Origin of the sequence: uncultured Bradyrhizobium sp. (assembly GCF_936928535.1) — a bacterium.
Lineage (GTDB): Bacteria > Pseudomonadota > Alphaproteobacteria > Rhizobiales > Xanthobacteraceae > Bradyrhizobium.
The window spans coordinates 1-15,652 of sequence record NZ_CAKZHY010000121.1 but is presented as its reverse complement, the minus strand read 5'-3'; the positions used below and the strand labels follow the sequence as shown (position 1 = coordinate 15,652).

The following is a 15,652-nucleotide window of genomic DNA, read 5'->3' as shown; positions in this document are numbered from 1 at the left end:
AGGCGTGAGAGGCAGCGAAATGCTATCGGCACTGATCGCTTGTTGCTTCTACCGATGTCGCGGGCTCTGCCTTCACACTTGGGTCGTCGCGAATGTCGCAATCATGATGGCTTCCGCTCCACTGCAGGCTTCAACAGCCCCAAAAACGTCAGCGTGCGGATACCTCGCTGGTCTAATCGATAAAGCACCGCCATCAGGGCCGTTGTTCCTGCCCAGCTACCCGACCGTCGAATCGGGGCCTCTGCATGGCGCCGCCTACCTCTATGACAATGCGGTAGCCGCCATCGCATTGGTCGGTTGCGGTGAGCAAGACAAAGCGCATCGGATTGGCTCGGCGATTCTCTGGGCCATCGACAACGACCGCACCTGGCATGATGGACGGCTGCGGAACGCTTACGCCGCGGGTGTGGTCGCCAATGGCCCCGTCAAACTTCCGGGGTGGTGGGACAATGCTCAAAACAAATGGTTGGAGGATCGATATCAGGTGGGCAGCGATGTCGGTAACATGGCATGGGCCATGTTGGCGTTGCTGTCGCTTGATGATGTGAACACACGCCTCCGGTTCCGCGATGGTGCAGCACGGCTTGGCGCCTGGGTCGCGCAATGGGCCGATACGCGCGGTACTGGCGGTTTCACGGGCGGTACGTTTGGGCACGAACCAACGCCGGAAGTGCGGATGTGGAAGTCGACTGAACATAATACTGATCTCGCCGCCGCGTTTGGCCTTCTTGCGATCCGTACGGGGGATTCGCGCTGGCGTGACAAGGCAACGGCTGCTGAACACTTCGTCAATTCGATGTGGAATCCGGCGTGCGCCTGTTTCGCTGCAGGGACCGCTGAAGACGGCGTCACCCACAATCCGACCTTGGCTCTCGATGCTCAGGTCTGGCCTCTAACAGCGCTCCGCGGAGCGGTCGAGAAATTTGCATCGGCAATTTCGACCGCCGAACAGCGAATGAGTGTCGACGGGGGCTTTTCTTACGGTGAAGACCGAGACGGTGTGTGGACCGAAGGGACGAGCCAAATGGCTCTCTTAATGAAATTGCTCGGCAGGACCGGGAGGGCAAACTCGTTGATCTCTGTCATCGAATCCCAGAGGTCGCCGGATGGCGGGTTCTATGCCACAACTGCCCGCGAGTTACCGACCGGGTTCGTGTTGGACACCGATCCGACCAAGCCGCGGCTCTATTTCCGATTGTCACATCTTGGCGCAGCGTCGTGGGCTGCTCTCGCCGAACGTGGGTTCAATCCCTTTACGCTGACAAGAGGACTTCCGTAGTCGAGCCGCGATACGTCTCGTCGCGGCCTCTCTCTCTTGGCTTTTTTGATTTCGACATGCACCCGGTTCGCTCAGGCGAAGGTTTCTGCACGACCTGCGGCGGATCGGGGAAGATCAAAGAGACCCCCGCGTTCAGGGACCCCGCAAATGACGCGAACGGCCTGACGCAGTCATCCGACGCGCTTCCAAATCGCTCGAAAGTGCGATCATATACCGTCCGCGAACACTTGAAGTTGCAAGCGTCTCGGGCTTGCCGGAGGAGAATGCGGATGAAAGAACTCGCTGGAAAGATTGCGTTCGTGACCGGTGCGGCGTCAGGCATTGGCCTGGGGATCGCGACCGCTTTCGCCCAGGCGGGGGCGAAAGTGATGCTTTGTGATATTGAAGAAGAAGCTCTGTCCGCGGCGCTCAGGCAATTGAGGCTCACCAACGTCGATGTCGAGGGCGTGAAGGCCGACGTCTCACTCAAAGCCGAACTGGTGGCGGCCGCCGAAGCCACGACCGCCCGCTACGGCAAGGTGCACATCCTCGTCAACAATGCGGGCGTTGGCGGCGGCGGGCCCTATGGCACCTGGACCGAGGCGGCGTGGAATTGGACCCTGAGCGTCAACCTGATGGCGACCATTTGGGGGATCGAGATCTTCGGGCCGTTGATCGAACAACATGGCGAGGGTGGACATATCGTCTCCACGGCCTCGATCGCGGGCCTCATTTCTGGGGCGAGCAATGCATACAACGTTTCAAAATATGGTGTGGTCGCGCTGTCCGAGGGCCTGCGGCTTGAACTCGCCCCGCGCGGGATCGGCGTATCCGTGCTGTGTCCCGGGTTCATCCGCACCCAGATCATGAACTCAGGACGCAACCTCCCCAAGCGCTTCGAGGGGGCGGTCCCTGCCCCGCCAACGTCGGGCCCGCGTGCCGAGCAGATCAATATGATCCGGGAGCGCGTCTCTCAGGGTATCGATCCCATTTATGTCGGCGAACTCGTCCGCGAAGGCGTCGAAAACGACTGGCCCTATATCTTCACCGACCTCGAATTCGAGCCGATCGTCGAAGCGCGCTTCGCCGCAATCAAGCAAGGCTTTGACCACATCCGCGGCCGCAACCCGAAACATTGAGCGCCGAGCGCAGCAAAGCAATCCAGAACGCGCGCCGCGGAGACAGCCTGGATTGCTTCGTCGCAAGGTCTCCACGCAATGACGGGGGAGAGGGTTACGCTGCCGCCGGCGTCCGGATTTCGCGTGGCAGGATGATCGCGGCTGCGATCGCCAGCAGGCACAGGCCGGCGAAGGCATGCAGCATGGTGACGAAGCCGCCCCGTTCGTAGAGCCAGGCGACCAGGCCGACCGACGCGCCGGCCGCGGTGAAGCCGATGAAATAGCGCACCGCATAGGCGCGCGAGCGCCATTCCTCGCTGGTGTATTTGCCGACCATGGCATCGTTCACCGTGACCTGCCCGAATGCGCCCATGACGATGCCGATCGACACCAAAATCAGCGGCAGATTGTCCAAGCTCGCGGCCAGATACAAGAACGGCGCCAGCATGAAGGATAGCGGCAGCGCCACCGTCTTCAGCGAATAACGGTCGAGCAGCCGGCCGATCGTGTACTGCGTCATCGCGCCGAACACGTAGACGCAGGCGGCGATGACGCCTAACAGCGCCGGGCTTTTCGTGAGATCCGCGAGCCGCTCCGCGAACAGCTTTGGCAGCGCGACGGTGACGGCGTTGAACGTGGTCGAGATCGCGATCACGACGATCAGCAGCGACAGCACCACGCGCCACATGTCCTGTTTTGCCACCCGCGCCTGCGCGGCGGCCTGTTTGCTGCCCTTGCGATCCTCGTGCACCACCAGCATCGCGAAGGCGACGCCGATCAGGATGGTGACGATACCGGGAATGATGAAGGCAAAGCGCCAACCGAGATACTGGCCGATCACGCCCGTGACCAGCGCCGACGAAGCCACGCCGAGATTGCCCCAGACGCCGTTGATGCCCATCTCGCGGCCGAGCCGCTCGGCATAGGACACGATCATCGCCGTGCCGACGGGGTGATAGATCGAGGCAAAGATGCCGATCGCGAGCAGCGCGGCGCCGAGCTGCAGCGGCGTCTGCACGAAGCCGACCGAGATCATGGAGGCGCCGATGCCGACGAAGAAGATCAGCATCATGTGGCGGCGGCTCCAGCGATCGCCGAGCCAGCCGGTCAGCAGCGAGCCGGCGCCGAAGGCGATGAAACCGGGGGTCGCGTAGGGAAGCAGTTCCGAATAGGCCATGCCGAGCGCCGGCCCCATGATAATCACGGCGGCGGCGAAGATCAGCATCGCATAATGATCGACGAAATGACCGGCGTTGACGAAACTGATGACCCTGACGGGGCTGTTCATTCGGAATCCTCTCCTGCTCCGAAATGAGTTATATGTCCTCGCCTTGACGGGATGCTGCCAATGACTGTCGTCAAAGCGCCAATCCGGGAAGTCCTGGGCAATCACCGCTCCACCGCGGGCGTGCACCTGGTTGCGCGCGATTACCCCAAGGGCATGCGGATCGACCCGCACATGCACCGCGAGTCGCAGCTGATCTACGCGGCGAAAGGCACCATGCAGGTGACGACGCCCGGCGGACGCTGGCTGGTGCCGCCGGACCGCGCGGTCTGGGTGCCGGCCGGGCTCGAACATGCCATCGACCTGCTCGCCGACATCGAGATGCGCACGCTTTATTTCGATCTCGCCTGGCTCAAGCGCGAGCAGCGCTATGAGGGGCTGACCCGGGAATTCGTGGTGCGGGTGTCGCCGCTGCTGAACCAGGCGATCCTGGCGCTGTTCGACCCGCGCAACACCGAGGAGCGCACCGAGCTGCTGGTGCGCCTGGTAATGCTGGAGCTGCATCAGGCCGAGGATTCCGCGACCTTCGTGCCGCTGCCGCACGAGCCGCGCTGCCGCCGCGCCGCGATGATCGTGCTCGACGATCCCACCGGCCTGCACGACATCGACACGCTGGCGCGCGAGGTCGGCACCTCCGCGCGCACGCTGTCGCGGCTGTTCTCGAGCCAGACGCAGCTGAGCTTCAAGAGCTGGTGCCAGCGCGCAAGGATCGCCGCGGCGATCCAGAGGCTGTCGACCGATGCGAATGTCTCGGTGAAGCAGCTCGCCACGCAACTCGGTTATGCCAGCGTCCCGGCGTTCTCGGCCGCGTTCCGCCAGGTGACGGGACGGACGCCGACGAAGTTTGCGGGGAAGGGGTAGCCCCCCGCTCTCTCCACGTCATTGCGAGAACTCGTAGGGTGGGCAAAGGCGCTCTTACGCCGTGCCCACCATCTCTCTCCAGTGGAAAGAAGTCGTGGGCACGCTTCGCTTTGCCCACCCTACGGCAGCTTTCGTGTGGCATCAGCACCGGCATAGCCTCATTCTCCAAACGCACGGCCCGACTAAAGATGCCGCATTCCTCCGCTTGATTGTGATCGGCTTCCGCCTAAATCCCGTGTAAACTTCCGCACCTCACAAACCCGGATACGAAAAGCCCAGATGGCCAATGCCTTCTTCTCCGACCTGCTCGCCACCATTTCCGAGCGCGGCCGCACGCTGCTGCGCCGGGTGGATTCCACCGACGCCAAGCAGGATGCCGACGGCCTGATCGCGCTCTGCGATGCGCTGCTGTCGGGCCGCGGCGAAGCCTCCGGCACCGCCATGGCGCGCGAGGTGCTCGACATCTACGGGGAGTTGGATGCGGCGGGACGCCGCGCCTTCTTCGAAGGGCTGATGCGTGATTTCGGCCCGGACCGGGAACGCCTGAGCAGCGCGATCGAAAAATGGCGCACCGAGCCGAGCGACGAGGACGCGAGCGCGCTGCATTTCGCCTCGGAGCCGCGGCGGCAGGAGCTGATCCGCCGACTCAACCGGGCGCCTGGCGGCACCGGCGATCTCGTCGCCATGCGGGCCGATCTGCTCGGCATGATGAAGGGACATACCGATCTCGCCGCGCTCGACCGCGACGTCTCGCATCTTCTCTCGTCTTGGTTCAACAGGGGGTTTCTCGTGCTGCGCCGGATTGACTGGTCGACCCCGGCCAACATCCTCGAAAAGATCATCCGCTATGAGGCCGTGCACGAGATCTCGGACTGGGACGATCTGCGCCGCCGCATCGATCCGGTCGACCGCCGCTGCTACGCCTTCTTCCATCCCGCGATGGTCGACGAGCCGCTGATCTTCGTCGAGGTGGCGCTGACCGAGACCATTCCCGGCGCGATCGCGCCGCTGCTCGCGGTCGATCGCCAGTATCTGCCGATCGAGAAGGCCCGCACCGCCGTGTTCTATTCGATCTCGAATACCCAGCGTGGCCTTGGCGGCATCTCCTTCGGCAGCTTCCTGATCAAGCAGGTGGTCGAGGAGCTGCGTCGCGAAACACCGAAGCTCGACACCTTCGTGACGCTGTCGCCGGTGCCCGGCTTCATGCCATGGATCAAGCAGGACAAGGATTTGCCGGTGACGGACGAGGACCGCGAGATCCTCAAGCGCCTCGACGATCCCAAATGGTATGAGAACCCGGAATCGACGACGCAGTTGCGCGGCCTGATCGAGCCGCTCGCCGCCCACTACTTCCTGAAGGCGCGCACGTCGAAGGGCCGCCTGATCGATTCCGTCGCCCGCTTCCACCTCGGCAACGGCGCGCGGCTCGAGCGCATCAACTGGCTGGGCGACCTCTCGCCCAAGGGCCTGCGCGAATCCGCCGGCGTGATGGTCAACTACCTCTACCGCCTCGACGACATCGAGAAGAACCACGAAGCCTACGCCAATGACGGCGAGGTCGTGGCCTCGAGCGCGGTGAAGAAGCTGCTCAAGAGCGAGGGGCGCAGGCTGCTGGATATGCGGCTGTCGTAGGCGCAGTGTCGTCCCGGCGAAGGCCGGGACCCATAGCCACCGAATTGGGTTTGTCGAAGACTCGGAGTTGCCGGCTCGCGCGATAACACCTCGCTGGGGTTATGGGTCCCGGCCTTCGCCGGGACGACACCGAGGAATTGGCGCGGCCGTCGCGTCTCAACGCGACTCGCTACTCCGCCAGCGCCTTCATCTCCTTGTAGAGATCGGACTTGCCCTCGAAGCCGATGCCGGGGAGATCGGGCATAGTGATGTGGCCGTTCTCGACGCGGACGCCGTCCGGGAAGCCGCCATAGGGCTGGAACAGGTCGGGGTAGCTTTCATTGCCGCCAAGCCCCAGGCCGGCTGCGATGTTGAGCGACATCTGGTGGCCGCCATGCGGAATGCAGCGGCTCGGCGACCAGCCATAGGTCTTCAAGACTTCCAGCGTGCGCTGGTATTCGCACAGACCATAGGACAGCGCGCAATCGAATTGCAGCCAGTCGCGATCCGGACGCATGCCGCCGTAGCGGATGAGGTTGCGGGCGTCCTGGTGGCTGAAGAGGTTTTCGCCCGTGGCCATCGGGCCGGGATAGAATTCGGCGAGCGCGGCTTGCAGCGCATAGTCGAGGGGGTCGCCGACCTCCTCGTACCAGAACAGCGGATAGTCCCGCAGCATCTTGGCATAGGCGATGCCGGTTTCCAGATTGAAGCGGCCATTGGCGTCGACGGCGAGCTGCGCGTCCTTGCCGATCTCCTTCAGCGCCGCCTCGATGCGCGTGCGGTCTTCGTCGATCGGGGCACCGCCGATCTTCATCTTCACGACGTTGTAGCCGCGATCGAGATAGCCGCGCATTTCACCGCGCAGCATCGAGAGATCCTTGCCGGGATAGTAATAACCGCCGGCGGCGTAGACGAAGACGCGCGGATTGGCTGCGACGCCGTGGCGTTCCGCGAGCAGGCGAAACAGCGGCTTGCCCGCGATCTTCGCCACCGCATCCCACACCGCCATGTCGATGGTGCCGACCGCGACCGAACGCTCGCCATGGCCGCCCGGCTTCTCGTTGGTCATCATCGCACCCCAGACCTTGTCGGGGTCGAGATTGTCACCTGATGCGTTGAGCAGCGACTTCGGATCGGCCTCCGTGATGCGCGAGGCAAAGCGCTCGCGGATCAGGCCGCCCTGGCCGTAGCGGCCGTTGGAGTTGAAGCCGTAGCCGACGACGCGTTTTCCCTCGCGCACCACGTCGGTGACGACCGCAACGAGGCTGGTCGTCATCTTGGTGAAGTCGATATAGGCGTTGCGGATCGGCGATGAGATCGGCTTGGTGATCTCGCGGACGTCGACGATGCGGACGGACATGGGCGTGGCCTTATTTTTAATGCGTCATTCCGGGGCAATGCGCAGCATCGAACTACGGTGCGCAGTTGCGCACCTGAGAATCTCGAGATTTCGGGTTCTCGCTTCGCGAGCCCCGGAATGACGGCTTCGCCGTCACTTCTTATCCCTAAAATACGGCTCCACGGGCCCATGCACCTTGATGGTCAGCGGATTGCCGTAGCGGTCCTTGGCGTTGCCGGCGGTGACGCGGACCCAGCCTTCGCTGATGCAGTATTCCTCGACATTGGTCTTCTCGATGCCCTTGAAGCGGATGCCGACGTCGCGCGACAGGATGTCCGCGTTGTAATAGGGGCTGTTGGGGTCGACCGACAGGCGGTCCGGAAATTCGTCGCTCATGGATGTCTCGCTCATAACAGGGTCTCGATTTGCTTCCGCAATCCTTCGGGACGGGCGGTCGGCGCATGGCGCGCGATCACCTTGCCGGCACGGTCCACCAGGAATTTGGTGAAATTCCATTTGATGGAGGAACCGAGCAATCCGGATTGCTGACGTTTCAGGTACTCGTACAGGGGATGCGCATTGGCGCCGTTGACGTCGATCTTCTCGAACAGCGGGAAGGTGACGTCGTAATTCGTGGAGCAGAACGCCTGGATCTCGTTCGCCTGGCCCGGCTCCTGCGCGCCGAACTGGTTGCAGGGAAAGCCCAGCACCGAGAAGCCGCGTGGCGACAGGTCGCGGTGCAGATCCTCGAGGCCACGATATTGCGGCGTGAAGCCGCATTTGCTCGCGGTGTTGACGATCAAGAGCACCTGCCCCTCGAAGGCGCGCATCGACACCTCCTCGCCGGCAAGCGAATTGGCCTTGAAGTCGTAAATCTCTGGCATCGCTAACCTACGGGATCGATCGGCGAGGCCGGCACACCGCCCGCCTCGATCGCTTCGCCGGCGAGCAGGCAGAGATCCTCGCGGTAGCGCCCGGAGACGATATGCACGCCGACCGGTGTCTTGCCGACGAGGCCGGTGGAGACCACGAGGCCCGGCAGGCCCATGAAGGGAATGGCGATCTGCGGCAGCTGCGCTTCCCAGACGCGTTCGAAGGACGCCGTGTCCTTGCGATCGAGATGATCCGGGAACGGCAGCTCGCCGGACACGGGCGTCAGCACCACGGCGTATGTCTCGAAGAACAGCATCCAGTCGCGGGTCAGCGTGGCCCGACGCGTGAGTGCCTTCGCGTAGTTTGCCTGGTCCATCGGCGTGACCTTGGCTCTGATACCGCGCAGGCACGCCAGCGCGCCGGGATCGCCTTCGCGTTCCGCCATTTCGAGCTGCGCCTCAAAGGCATCGCCGAGCCAGAGTTTGCGCTGCCACTCGACGGCTTCGCGCATCGGCGGGGTGTTCTCGATCACTTCGACGGTCCATCCCGCGCGCTCGAGACGCTTGCCGGCGTCGCTCACAGCGGCCTTCACCTCGGGCGTGGTGGCAAGGCCGTCCGGGTTGAGGCAGATCGCGGCGCGCTTCTCGCGCGCGGGGCCTTCCAGCGGCACCGGCACATACCAGGGATCGCGCACGTCGCGCGCCGACATCGCGGCAAGCGAAATGCGCAAGTCATTCACGGTGCGGGCCAGCGGACCCGAGACCGCCATGATCTGCGGGCCGATCGGGCGCTCCGGCAGCGCGGGGTTGAAAGCGGGGATGCGGCCGAGGGTCGGGCGCAGGCCGTGCACGCCGCAGGCGTAGGCGGGATAGCGGATCGAACCGGCGATGTCGGTGCCGTGGGCGATGGCGCCGATGCCGGCCGCAACCGCCGAGCCGGCGCCGCCGGACGAGCCGCCCGGGGTCAGCGCGGCATCGCGCGGGTTCTTGGTGTCGCCATGGACGAGGTTGGTGGTGAACCAGCGATAGGAGAAGGCCGGGCAATTGGTGCGCCCAAGCAGAACCGCGCCGGATTTGCGGAAATTGGCGACGACAGGATTGTCCTCGCGCGCGATCAGGTCCCGCTGAAGCTTCAGGCCATTGGTGGTGGCAAAGCCCTCCTGGTCGACATTGGCCTTGATGGTGACGGGGACGCCCGCGAGCACGCCGGGGTCCTCGCCCCTGGCAATGGCGGCATCGACGGCGTCGGCCTGCTTGAGCACGTCCTCCGGCCGATGGTCGATCACGGCGTTGAGCTTGGGATTGACGGCATCCAGGCGGTCGAGACCAGCCTTGGCCGCCTCCCGGGCGGAGACCTTTTTGGACCTGACGAGGGTAGCGAGGTCGGCGGCCGACAGGCGCCAGAGATCTTGCATGACTTGCTCCGTGTGACCGGCGTCTTTTAGCGCCGGGAACGCAGCAAAGCCATGCGGATTTCGCAGGGATAACCTTCCCCGTCATTGCGAGCGAAGCGAAGCAATCCAGAATGTTCCCGGGGAGGCAGGCTGGATTGCTTCGTCGCAAAGGCTCCTCGCAATGACGGGGAGAGAGTTGGGGGCCCTAATGCCTTGTCGCGGACTCGTCCGGCATGTCCAGCAGCGCTTCGCTGAAGGGAAACTCCAGCACGATCTCGCCATCGTCGTCCGTCACCTCGATGACCGCCTCGAGCAGTGCCGGCTGGGCGCCTTCGGATTTCACCACCTCCAGGATCATCTGGCGGGCGACCTCCCAGGCGCGATCGGGATTGCGCAGATCCTCACCGTCGGGGTCCACGATCAGCTCATCGCCGATACGGGTATTGAAGAAATATTTGGGCATCACGAGATCCAGCTAAAGCGGCCTGTACCGGATTGAAAGCTGCACTGCACTCACAACTGCTTTATCAGGACAGGGTTCGCGACCGAATGCGCCAGACGCAAGGCCGTATCACCAGAAAGTACTGTTCCCGCCCTGTATGTCGCGGCGCAATATGGCTGTGCTCGGGAAAATTTCACTGGCGAACTTTTACGCCCGCAGTAATTTAACCCCGGGCGGACACGTCCGAAATCGCGAAAATGGAGAGCCAAAATGGCCTGGAAAACCCCCAAGATCGTCGAAGTGCCCTGCGGCATGGAAATCAACATGTATGTGAGCGCCACCCGCAAGTAAGCGGTTGGTAGTCAAGCGTTCTGCGCAGGTGGGTCTTTCGGTCACGATCAGTTTCTGGTCGATGGAAACTGTGTCGTCCAAGCCTGTTTGATCTGAGGATCCACCTCGCGACGTTGCTTCCAGGAGACGTATCAATGCTTCGCGTCGTCGTCCTGGGCGCCGGGGCCGGCGGCGGAGTCCCGCAATGGAATTGCGGGTGTGAGGGCTGCCGCGCGGCCCGTGAAAACGGCCAAGAGCTTTCTCGAACCCAGGCCTCGGTCGCCTTCAGCGGCGATGGCGAGCACTGGTTCCTGATCAACGCCTCCCCAGATCTGCGCCAGCAATTGAATGCCACGCCGCAGCTGCATCCCAAGGCGGGCGCGCTGCGCCACTCGCCCGTTGCGGGCGTGATCCTGACCAACAGCGAAGTCGATGCCGTCGCCGGCCTGCTCTCGATGCGCGAGGGCTCGCCCTTCACGGTTTACGCACATGAGAAGGTGCTGGCGATCCTTGCCAGCAACAGCATCTTCAACGTGCTCAACGAGAAGACCGTCAAGCGCCAGCCGATCGAAATCGGCGAGCCCTTTGAGCCGCGATTGCCTGATGGGGCGCGCTCAGGGCTCGAGGTGCGGCCCTTCGCTGTGCCGGGCAAATCGGCCTGGTATCTCGAAGGCAAGGCGCATCCGGGCGGCGAGAGCGGCGATGGCGATACGCTGGGCCTCAAGGTCACCGACAAATCGTCAGGCAAGTACTTTTATTTCATCGCCGCCTGCGCCGAGGTCACCGATGCGCTGAAGGCCGAGATCGACGGCGCTGCGCTGGTATTCTTCGACGGCACGGTCTGGCGGGACGACGAGATGATCAAAGCCGGCCTCGGCCACAAGACCGGCAAGAGCATGGGTCACGTGGCGATGTCGGGCGACGATGGTGCGATTGCACGGTTGGCAGATCTCAATATCGACAGGAAGATGTTTCTGCATATCAACAACTCGAACCCGGCGCTGCTGCCCTCCTCGCCTGAACGCAAGACGTCAGAGGCGGCAGGATGGCAGATACCGGCCGACGGAACGGAGATCGTGCTGTGAATGCTGCGTCCATGACTGGAATGACTGCGCTCTCTGTCGGCAGGGACATCAGGCTGAATTCGGCCGAGGAACTCGAGGCAACGCTGCGCCATATCGGCGCCACGCGCTATCACAGCCTGCATCCGTTCCATAAGCTGCTGCACGGCGGCAAGCTGAACAAGGGCCAGGTGCAGGCCTGGGCGCTGAACCGCTACTATTACCAGAGCACGATCCCGATCAAGGACGCGGTGGTGATCTCGCGCTTCCGCGATCGCGCCACGCGGCTGGAGTGGCGTCACCGCATCGAGGACCATGACGGCGATGTCGGCAGCGAGGGCGGCATCGAGCGCTGGCTGAAACTGACCGAAGGCCTCGGCCTCGACACCGCCTATGTGGAATCGACCGAGGGCATCTTGCCGGCCACGCGTTTTGCAGTGGAGGCCTATGTCCATTACTGCCGCGAGAAGAGCCCGCTGGAGGCGATCGCCTCTTCGCTCACGGAATTGTTCGCGCCGAACCTGCACGAAGAGCGCATCTCCGGCATGCTGGCGCACTACGACTTCGTCAATCCTGACATCATGAGCTATTTCAAGCGCCGCCTGACGCAGGCGCCGCGTGATGCCAACTTCGCGCTCGACTATGTCAAGATGCATGCGACGACCCCGGAGCAGCGCGCGCAGGTGTGCAACGCGCTGATCTTCAAGACCAACGTGCTGTGGGTGCAGCTCGATGCGCTCCAGCACGCCTATGTCGAAGGCAACATTCCGCCGGGCGCGTTCGTGCCCAAAGCGAGCTGAGGAACTCAAGCCATGGCCGGGCCGCGGAACATCAGCGTCAGCGAGACAAGCCGCCCCGTGCTGCCGCGGCATGCCAAGCTGAAATATGACGAGACGCGAAAGGTCTGGGTGATCCTGGCGCCGGAACGCGTGTTGGCGCCGGACGAAATTGCCGTCGAGGTCTTGCAGCTCTGCAATGGCGAGCGCAATGTCGGAGAAATTGCCGACCAATTGGCGGCGAAATACGCCGCGCCGCGGGAGGCGATCCTGGCCGATGTCATCGTGATGCTGCAGGATCTCGCCGACAAGGGCTTCCTGACTGAGGTCAGGGAGAAGACGCCATGAGCGATGTGCTCCCGACCATTCCGCCTGACGCCAGCGACAGCCTCGCGGTGCTGGAGAAACAGCGCTCGACGGCGGAGAGCTTCGGCATTCCGCTCGCGGTGCTGCTCGAGATCACCCATCGCTGCCCGCTGCAATGCCCGTATTGCTCTAATCCGGTCGAGCTCGACCGCTCGGGCAAGGAGCTCACCACCGACGAGTGGAAGAAGGTCTTGAGCGAGCTCGCCGAGATCGGCGTGCTCCAGGTGCACTTCTCCGGCGGCGAGCCGACCGCGCGGAAGGACCTCGTCGAGCTGGTGAAACATGCCAGCGACGTCGGCCTCTACACCAACCTCATCACCTCGGCCGTGCTGCTGACGCGCGAGAAGCTGAGCGAGCTCGCCGATGCCGGGCTCTGCCATGTGCAGATCTCGTTCCAGGGCATCGAGGAAGGCCTCGCCGATCGCGTCGCCGGCTACAAGGGCGGCCATCGCAAGAAGCTCGAAGTGGCGAAGTGGACGCGCGAGCTGGACCTGCCGCTCACCGTGAACGCGGTGATGCACCGTCAGAATTTGCACCAGCTCCCTGAGATCATTCAGATGTCTGTCGATCTCGACGCCGACCGGCTTGAGGTCGCCAATGTGCAATATTACGGCTGGGCGCTGAAGAACCGCGCCGCCTTGATGCCGACCGTGGCGCAGCTCGACGAGTGCACCCGCCTCGTCGAGGAGGCACGCGAGCGGCTCAAGGGCACGCTCGCGATCGACTACGTCGTCCCTGATTATTACGCGCTGCGGCCGAAGAAGTGCATGGGCGGCTGGGGCCGGCAGTTCTTCAATATCTCCCCAGCGGGCAAGGTGCTGCCCTGCCACGCCGCCGAGAGCATCACCGGGCTCGACTTCGAATCCGTGCGCTCCAATCATTCGATCGCCTGGATCTGGCAGAACTCCGACGCCTTCAACCGCTATCGCGGCACCGGCTGGATGAAGGAGCCGTGCAAGAGCTGCGAGTTCCGCGAGATCGATTTCGGCGGCTGCCGCTGCCAGGCCTTTGCGTTGACGGGCGACGCCGCCAACACCGATCCGGCCTGCGCGCTGTCGCCGCTGCACGAGACCATCTTCAAGCAGGCCGAGCGCGAGGCCGAGGGCGAGACCAACCGCTTCCTCTATCGCAACTTCGCCGGCGGCACTCTGGAATCCGGGAATGACGCCTGACGCCGACGCAGGCACCGCCGCCAGGCGCGCCGATCCCTTTGCACCGCTGACATCGGACATGCTCGACGTCGGCGACGGCCATGAGCTCTACGTCGAGAGCGTCGGCCGCGAAGGCGGCATTCCTGCGATCTATCTGCATGGCGGGCCGGGCTCCGGCTGCCAACCCGACCATCGCCGGCTGTTCGATCCCGAGCGCATGCACGCCGTGCTGTTCGACCAGCGCGGCTGCGGCCGCAGCCGTCCCAAGGGATCGCGGGAGTGCAACACGACGGCGCATCTGATCGCCGACATGGAGAACATCCGCGAAAAGTTCGGGTTCGAACGCTGGATGGTCGTGGGCGGCTCCTGGGGCGCCACGTTGGCGCTGGCTTATGCAGAGGCCCATCCCGAGCGCGTCTGCGGCATTGCGCTCCGCGCGACCTTCCTGGGCACGCAGGCCGATGTCGAGACCGCCTTCACCTCGCGCCTCGCGCAATTCTATCCGGCGCTGCACGAGGATTTCCTCAGCGTGCTGCTGCCGGAGGAACGCGCGCGACCGGTGCAGGCCTATTATCGCCGCATCCTCGATGCCGATCCCGCCGTGCATGGTCCGGCGGCGCGGGCGTGGCACGACACCGAGCGGGCGCTATCCGAACACAAGGCGGCCAAGACGCGCATTGATCTTGCGTCACTGAATGTCTGGCGCACGCTGCCGGCGACGCCGTTCATGGAGGCGCATTATTTCGCGAGCGACTCCTTCATGAGCGAAGATCAGTTGTTGCGAAACGCTCACCTGCTCGCCGGCATTCCCGGCATTATCGTGCAAGGCCGCTACGACCTGTTGTGCCCTCCTGAGACATCCGCGCGCCTCGCGAAGGTTTGGCCGGGCTCCGAGATCAGGATCGTGGAAGAAGCCGGACATTCGCTCTATGATGCCGGCGTACGAGATGCGGTCATGAAGTCGATCGCCGACCTCGCCTCGAAGGCCACGCGCTAACGCGCGGAAGCAAGGACAACAAGAACAATGCCGCTCGCCGGGACAGGCATGTTGCTGACGTCGATGAACATCGACGCATCAGATGAAGCCGATTTCAACCGTTGGTACGATCGCGAGCATCTGGAAGAGCGCGTCGCGATCGAGGGCTTTCTCGAAGCACGGCGCTACGTCGCGCACGCGGCCAATCCCAAATATCTCTCGCTCTACTCGACCGCGACGCTCGAGGTGCTCGACAGTCCGGCCTACCGCGCGCGGCTTGCCAACCAGACCGAATGGTCGCGGCGGACCATGGCGCATTTCAAGAACATGCTGCGCGTGGTCGCACGCATCACCATCAGCAAGGGTACCGGCCGCGGCGCCGCGCTCGGCCTGGTGCGGCTGCGCCCCACGCCTGATAATGCGGGGGCGTGGCGTGACGCACTGCAAGAAAAGCTGGCGCCGCAAGACCGCGAAGGCATCATCTCGATGCATCTGCTCGAGACCGAGCCGGAATTGTCGGAGGCGACCGGCGATATCCCGGCAGTGCGCAACGAAGGCGCGCGCGACTGGTTCGTGCTGATCGACGGCACGCATGTCGGCGCGGTCTCCGCCGTGATCGCCGAACGCTTCACCGGCCCCGCGGCCGCGCCCTTCCCGCTGCCGGTCTCTGTCGGCACCTACAACCTGATGTGGGACCTCGCCAAGAGCGATATCGCGCACAGCTGACGCGGGGCCAACGTCGTCATTGCCGGCGTAGTGTTCAGTCCGGAGACATGACTGACAGGTGTTCGGAGACATGGTTGACACGTCAA

17 protein-coding genes are annotated in these 15,652 nt (G+C 63.7%); 11 read left to right on the top strand and 6 right to left on the bottom strand.

Annotation, left to right across the window (positions count from 1 at the left end; all coding sequences use genetic code 11):
• The first annotated feature begins 19 nt into the window (after window positions 1–19).
• Complete coding sequence (locus Q0687_RS24705; RefSeq protein WP_298882666.1) at window positions 20–1,279, top strand: hypothetical protein; 1,260 nt, start codon at window positions 20–22, stop codon at window positions 1,277–1,279.
• A gap of 269 nt (window positions 1,280–1,548) precedes the next feature.
• Complete coding sequence (locus Q0687_RS24700) at window positions 1,549–2,397, top strand: SDR family NAD(P)-dependent oxidoreductase (RefSeq protein WP_298882664.1); 849 nt, start codon at window positions 1,549–1,551, stop codon at window positions 2,395–2,397.
• Window positions 2,398–2,491: 94 nt separating this feature from the next.
• On the opposite strand, the gene Q0687_RS24695 is transcribed toward Q0687_RS24700, so the two are convergent.
• Complete coding sequence (locus Q0687_RS24695) at window positions 2,492–3,664, bottom strand: MFS transporter (RefSeq protein ID WP_298882662.1); 1,173 nt, start codon at window positions 3,662–3,664, stop codon at window positions 2,492–2,494.
• A gap of 60 nt (window positions 3,665–3,724) precedes the next feature.
• Between Q0687_RS24695 and Q0687_RS24690 the strand changes: the two genes are divergently transcribed.
• Together Q0687_RS24690 and Q0687_RS24685 are read left to right on the top strand one after the other, a co-directional pair.
• Entirely contained in the window at window positions 3,725–4,522 is a 798-nt protein-coding gene (locus Q0687_RS24690) for a helix-turn-helix transcriptional regulator (protein WP_298882660.1), read from the top strand.
• 279 nt (window positions 4,523–4,801) lie between these two features.
• The gene (locus Q0687_RS24685) at window positions 4,802–6,154 is read left to right on the top strand and encodes a malonyl-CoA decarboxylase (RefSeq protein ID WP_298882658.1); all 1,353 of its coding nucleotides are present in this window, start codon (window positions 4,802–4,804) and stop codon (window positions 6,152–6,154) included.
• A gap of 169 nt (window positions 6,155–6,323) precedes the next feature.
• Here the strand turns inward: Q0687_RS24685 and tarD are convergent, their stop codons facing one another.
• From tarD to Q0687_RS24660, 5 genes are all read right to left on the bottom strand, one after another.
• Window positions 6,324–7,493: a D(-)-tartrate dehydratase gene (gene tarD / locus Q0687_RS24680; RefSeq protein ID WP_298882656.1), complete on the bottom strand. Its 1,170-nt coding sequence runs from the start codon at window positions 7,491–7,493 to the stop codon at window positions 6,324–6,326.
• A gap of 132 nt (window positions 7,494–7,625) precedes the next feature.
• Window positions 7,626–7,883: a DUF3297 family protein gene (locus tag Q0687_RS24675; RefSeq protein ID WP_092237479.1), complete on the bottom strand. Its 258-nt coding sequence runs from the start codon at window positions 7,881–7,883 to the stop codon at window positions 7,626–7,628.
• Window positions 7,880–8,356 (bottom strand): glutathione peroxidase, encoded by a 477-nt coding sequence (locus tag Q0687_RS24670; RefSeq protein WP_298882644.1) that lies wholly within the window; start codon window positions 8,354–8,356, stop codon window positions 7,880–7,882. The genes Q0687_RS24675 and Q0687_RS24670 overlap by 4 nt, the downstream gene beginning before the upstream one ends.
• 2 nt (window positions 8,357–8,358) lie before the next feature.
• A complete protein-coding gene (locus tag Q0687_RS24665) occupies window positions 8,359–9,759 on the bottom strand; it encodes an amidase family protein (RefSeq protein WP_298882642.1) in 1,401 nt (466 codons plus the stop codon).
• A 184-nt stretch (window positions 9,760–9,943) separates the two neighbouring features.
• A complete protein-coding gene (locus Q0687_RS24660; RefSeq protein WP_194479875.1) occupies window positions 9,944–10,201 on the bottom strand; it encodes a hypothetical protein in 258 nt (85 codons plus the stop codon).
• Window positions 10,202–10,450: 249 nt separating this feature from the next.
• On the opposite strand from Q0687_RS24660, the gene pqqA reads away from it, so the two are divergent.
• From pqqA to Q0687_RS24625, 7 genes are all read left to right on the top strand, one after another.
• On the top strand, window positions 10,451–10,531 hold the full coding sequence (gene pqqA / locus Q0687_RS24655; RefSeq protein WP_045002119.1) for a pyrroloquinoline quinone precursor peptide PqqA: 81 nt from the start codon (window positions 10,451–10,453) through the stop codon (window positions 10,529–10,531).
• Window positions 10,532–10,665: 134 nt separating this feature from the next.
• Entirely contained in the window at window positions 10,666–11,595 is a 930-nt protein-coding gene (gene pqqB / locus Q0687_RS24650; protein WP_298882631.1) for a pyrroloquinoline quinone biosynthesis protein PqqB, read from the top strand.
• On the top strand, window positions 11,592–12,371 hold the full coding sequence (gene pqqC / locus Q0687_RS24645) for a pyrroloquinoline-quinone synthase PqqC (protein WP_298882629.1): 780 nt from the start codon (window positions 11,592–11,594) through the stop codon (window positions 12,369–12,371). The genes pqqB and pqqC overlap by 4 nt, the downstream gene beginning before the upstream one ends.
• A 12-nt stretch (window positions 12,372–12,383) precedes the next feature.
• Entirely contained in the window at window positions 12,384–12,695 is a 312-nt protein-coding gene (pqqD, locus tag Q0687_RS24640; protein ID WP_298882627.1) for a pyrroloquinoline quinone biosynthesis peptide chaperone PqqD, read from the top strand.
• Complete coding sequence (pqqE, locus tag Q0687_RS24635) at window positions 12,692–13,885, top strand: pyrroloquinoline quinone biosynthesis protein PqqE (protein WP_298882625.1); 1,194 nt, start codon at window positions 12,692–12,694, stop codon at window positions 13,883–13,885. The genes pqqD and pqqE overlap by 4 nt, the downstream gene beginning before the upstream one ends.
• Window positions 13,875–14,861: a prolyl aminopeptidase gene (gene pip, locus Q0687_RS24630; RefSeq protein ID WP_298882623.1), complete on the top strand. Its 987-nt coding sequence runs from the start codon at window positions 13,875–13,877 to the stop codon at window positions 14,859–14,861. Before pqqE ends, pip begins: the two co-directional genes overlap by 11 nt.
• Window positions 14,862–14,888: 27 nt before the next feature.
• Window positions 14,889–15,566, top strand: coding sequence for a DUF4286 family protein (locus tag Q0687_RS24625; RefSeq protein WP_298882621.1), 678 nt, complete (start codon window positions 14,889–14,891; stop codon window positions 15,564–15,566).
• The last annotated feature ends 86 nt before the right edge of the window (window positions 15,567–15,652 follow it).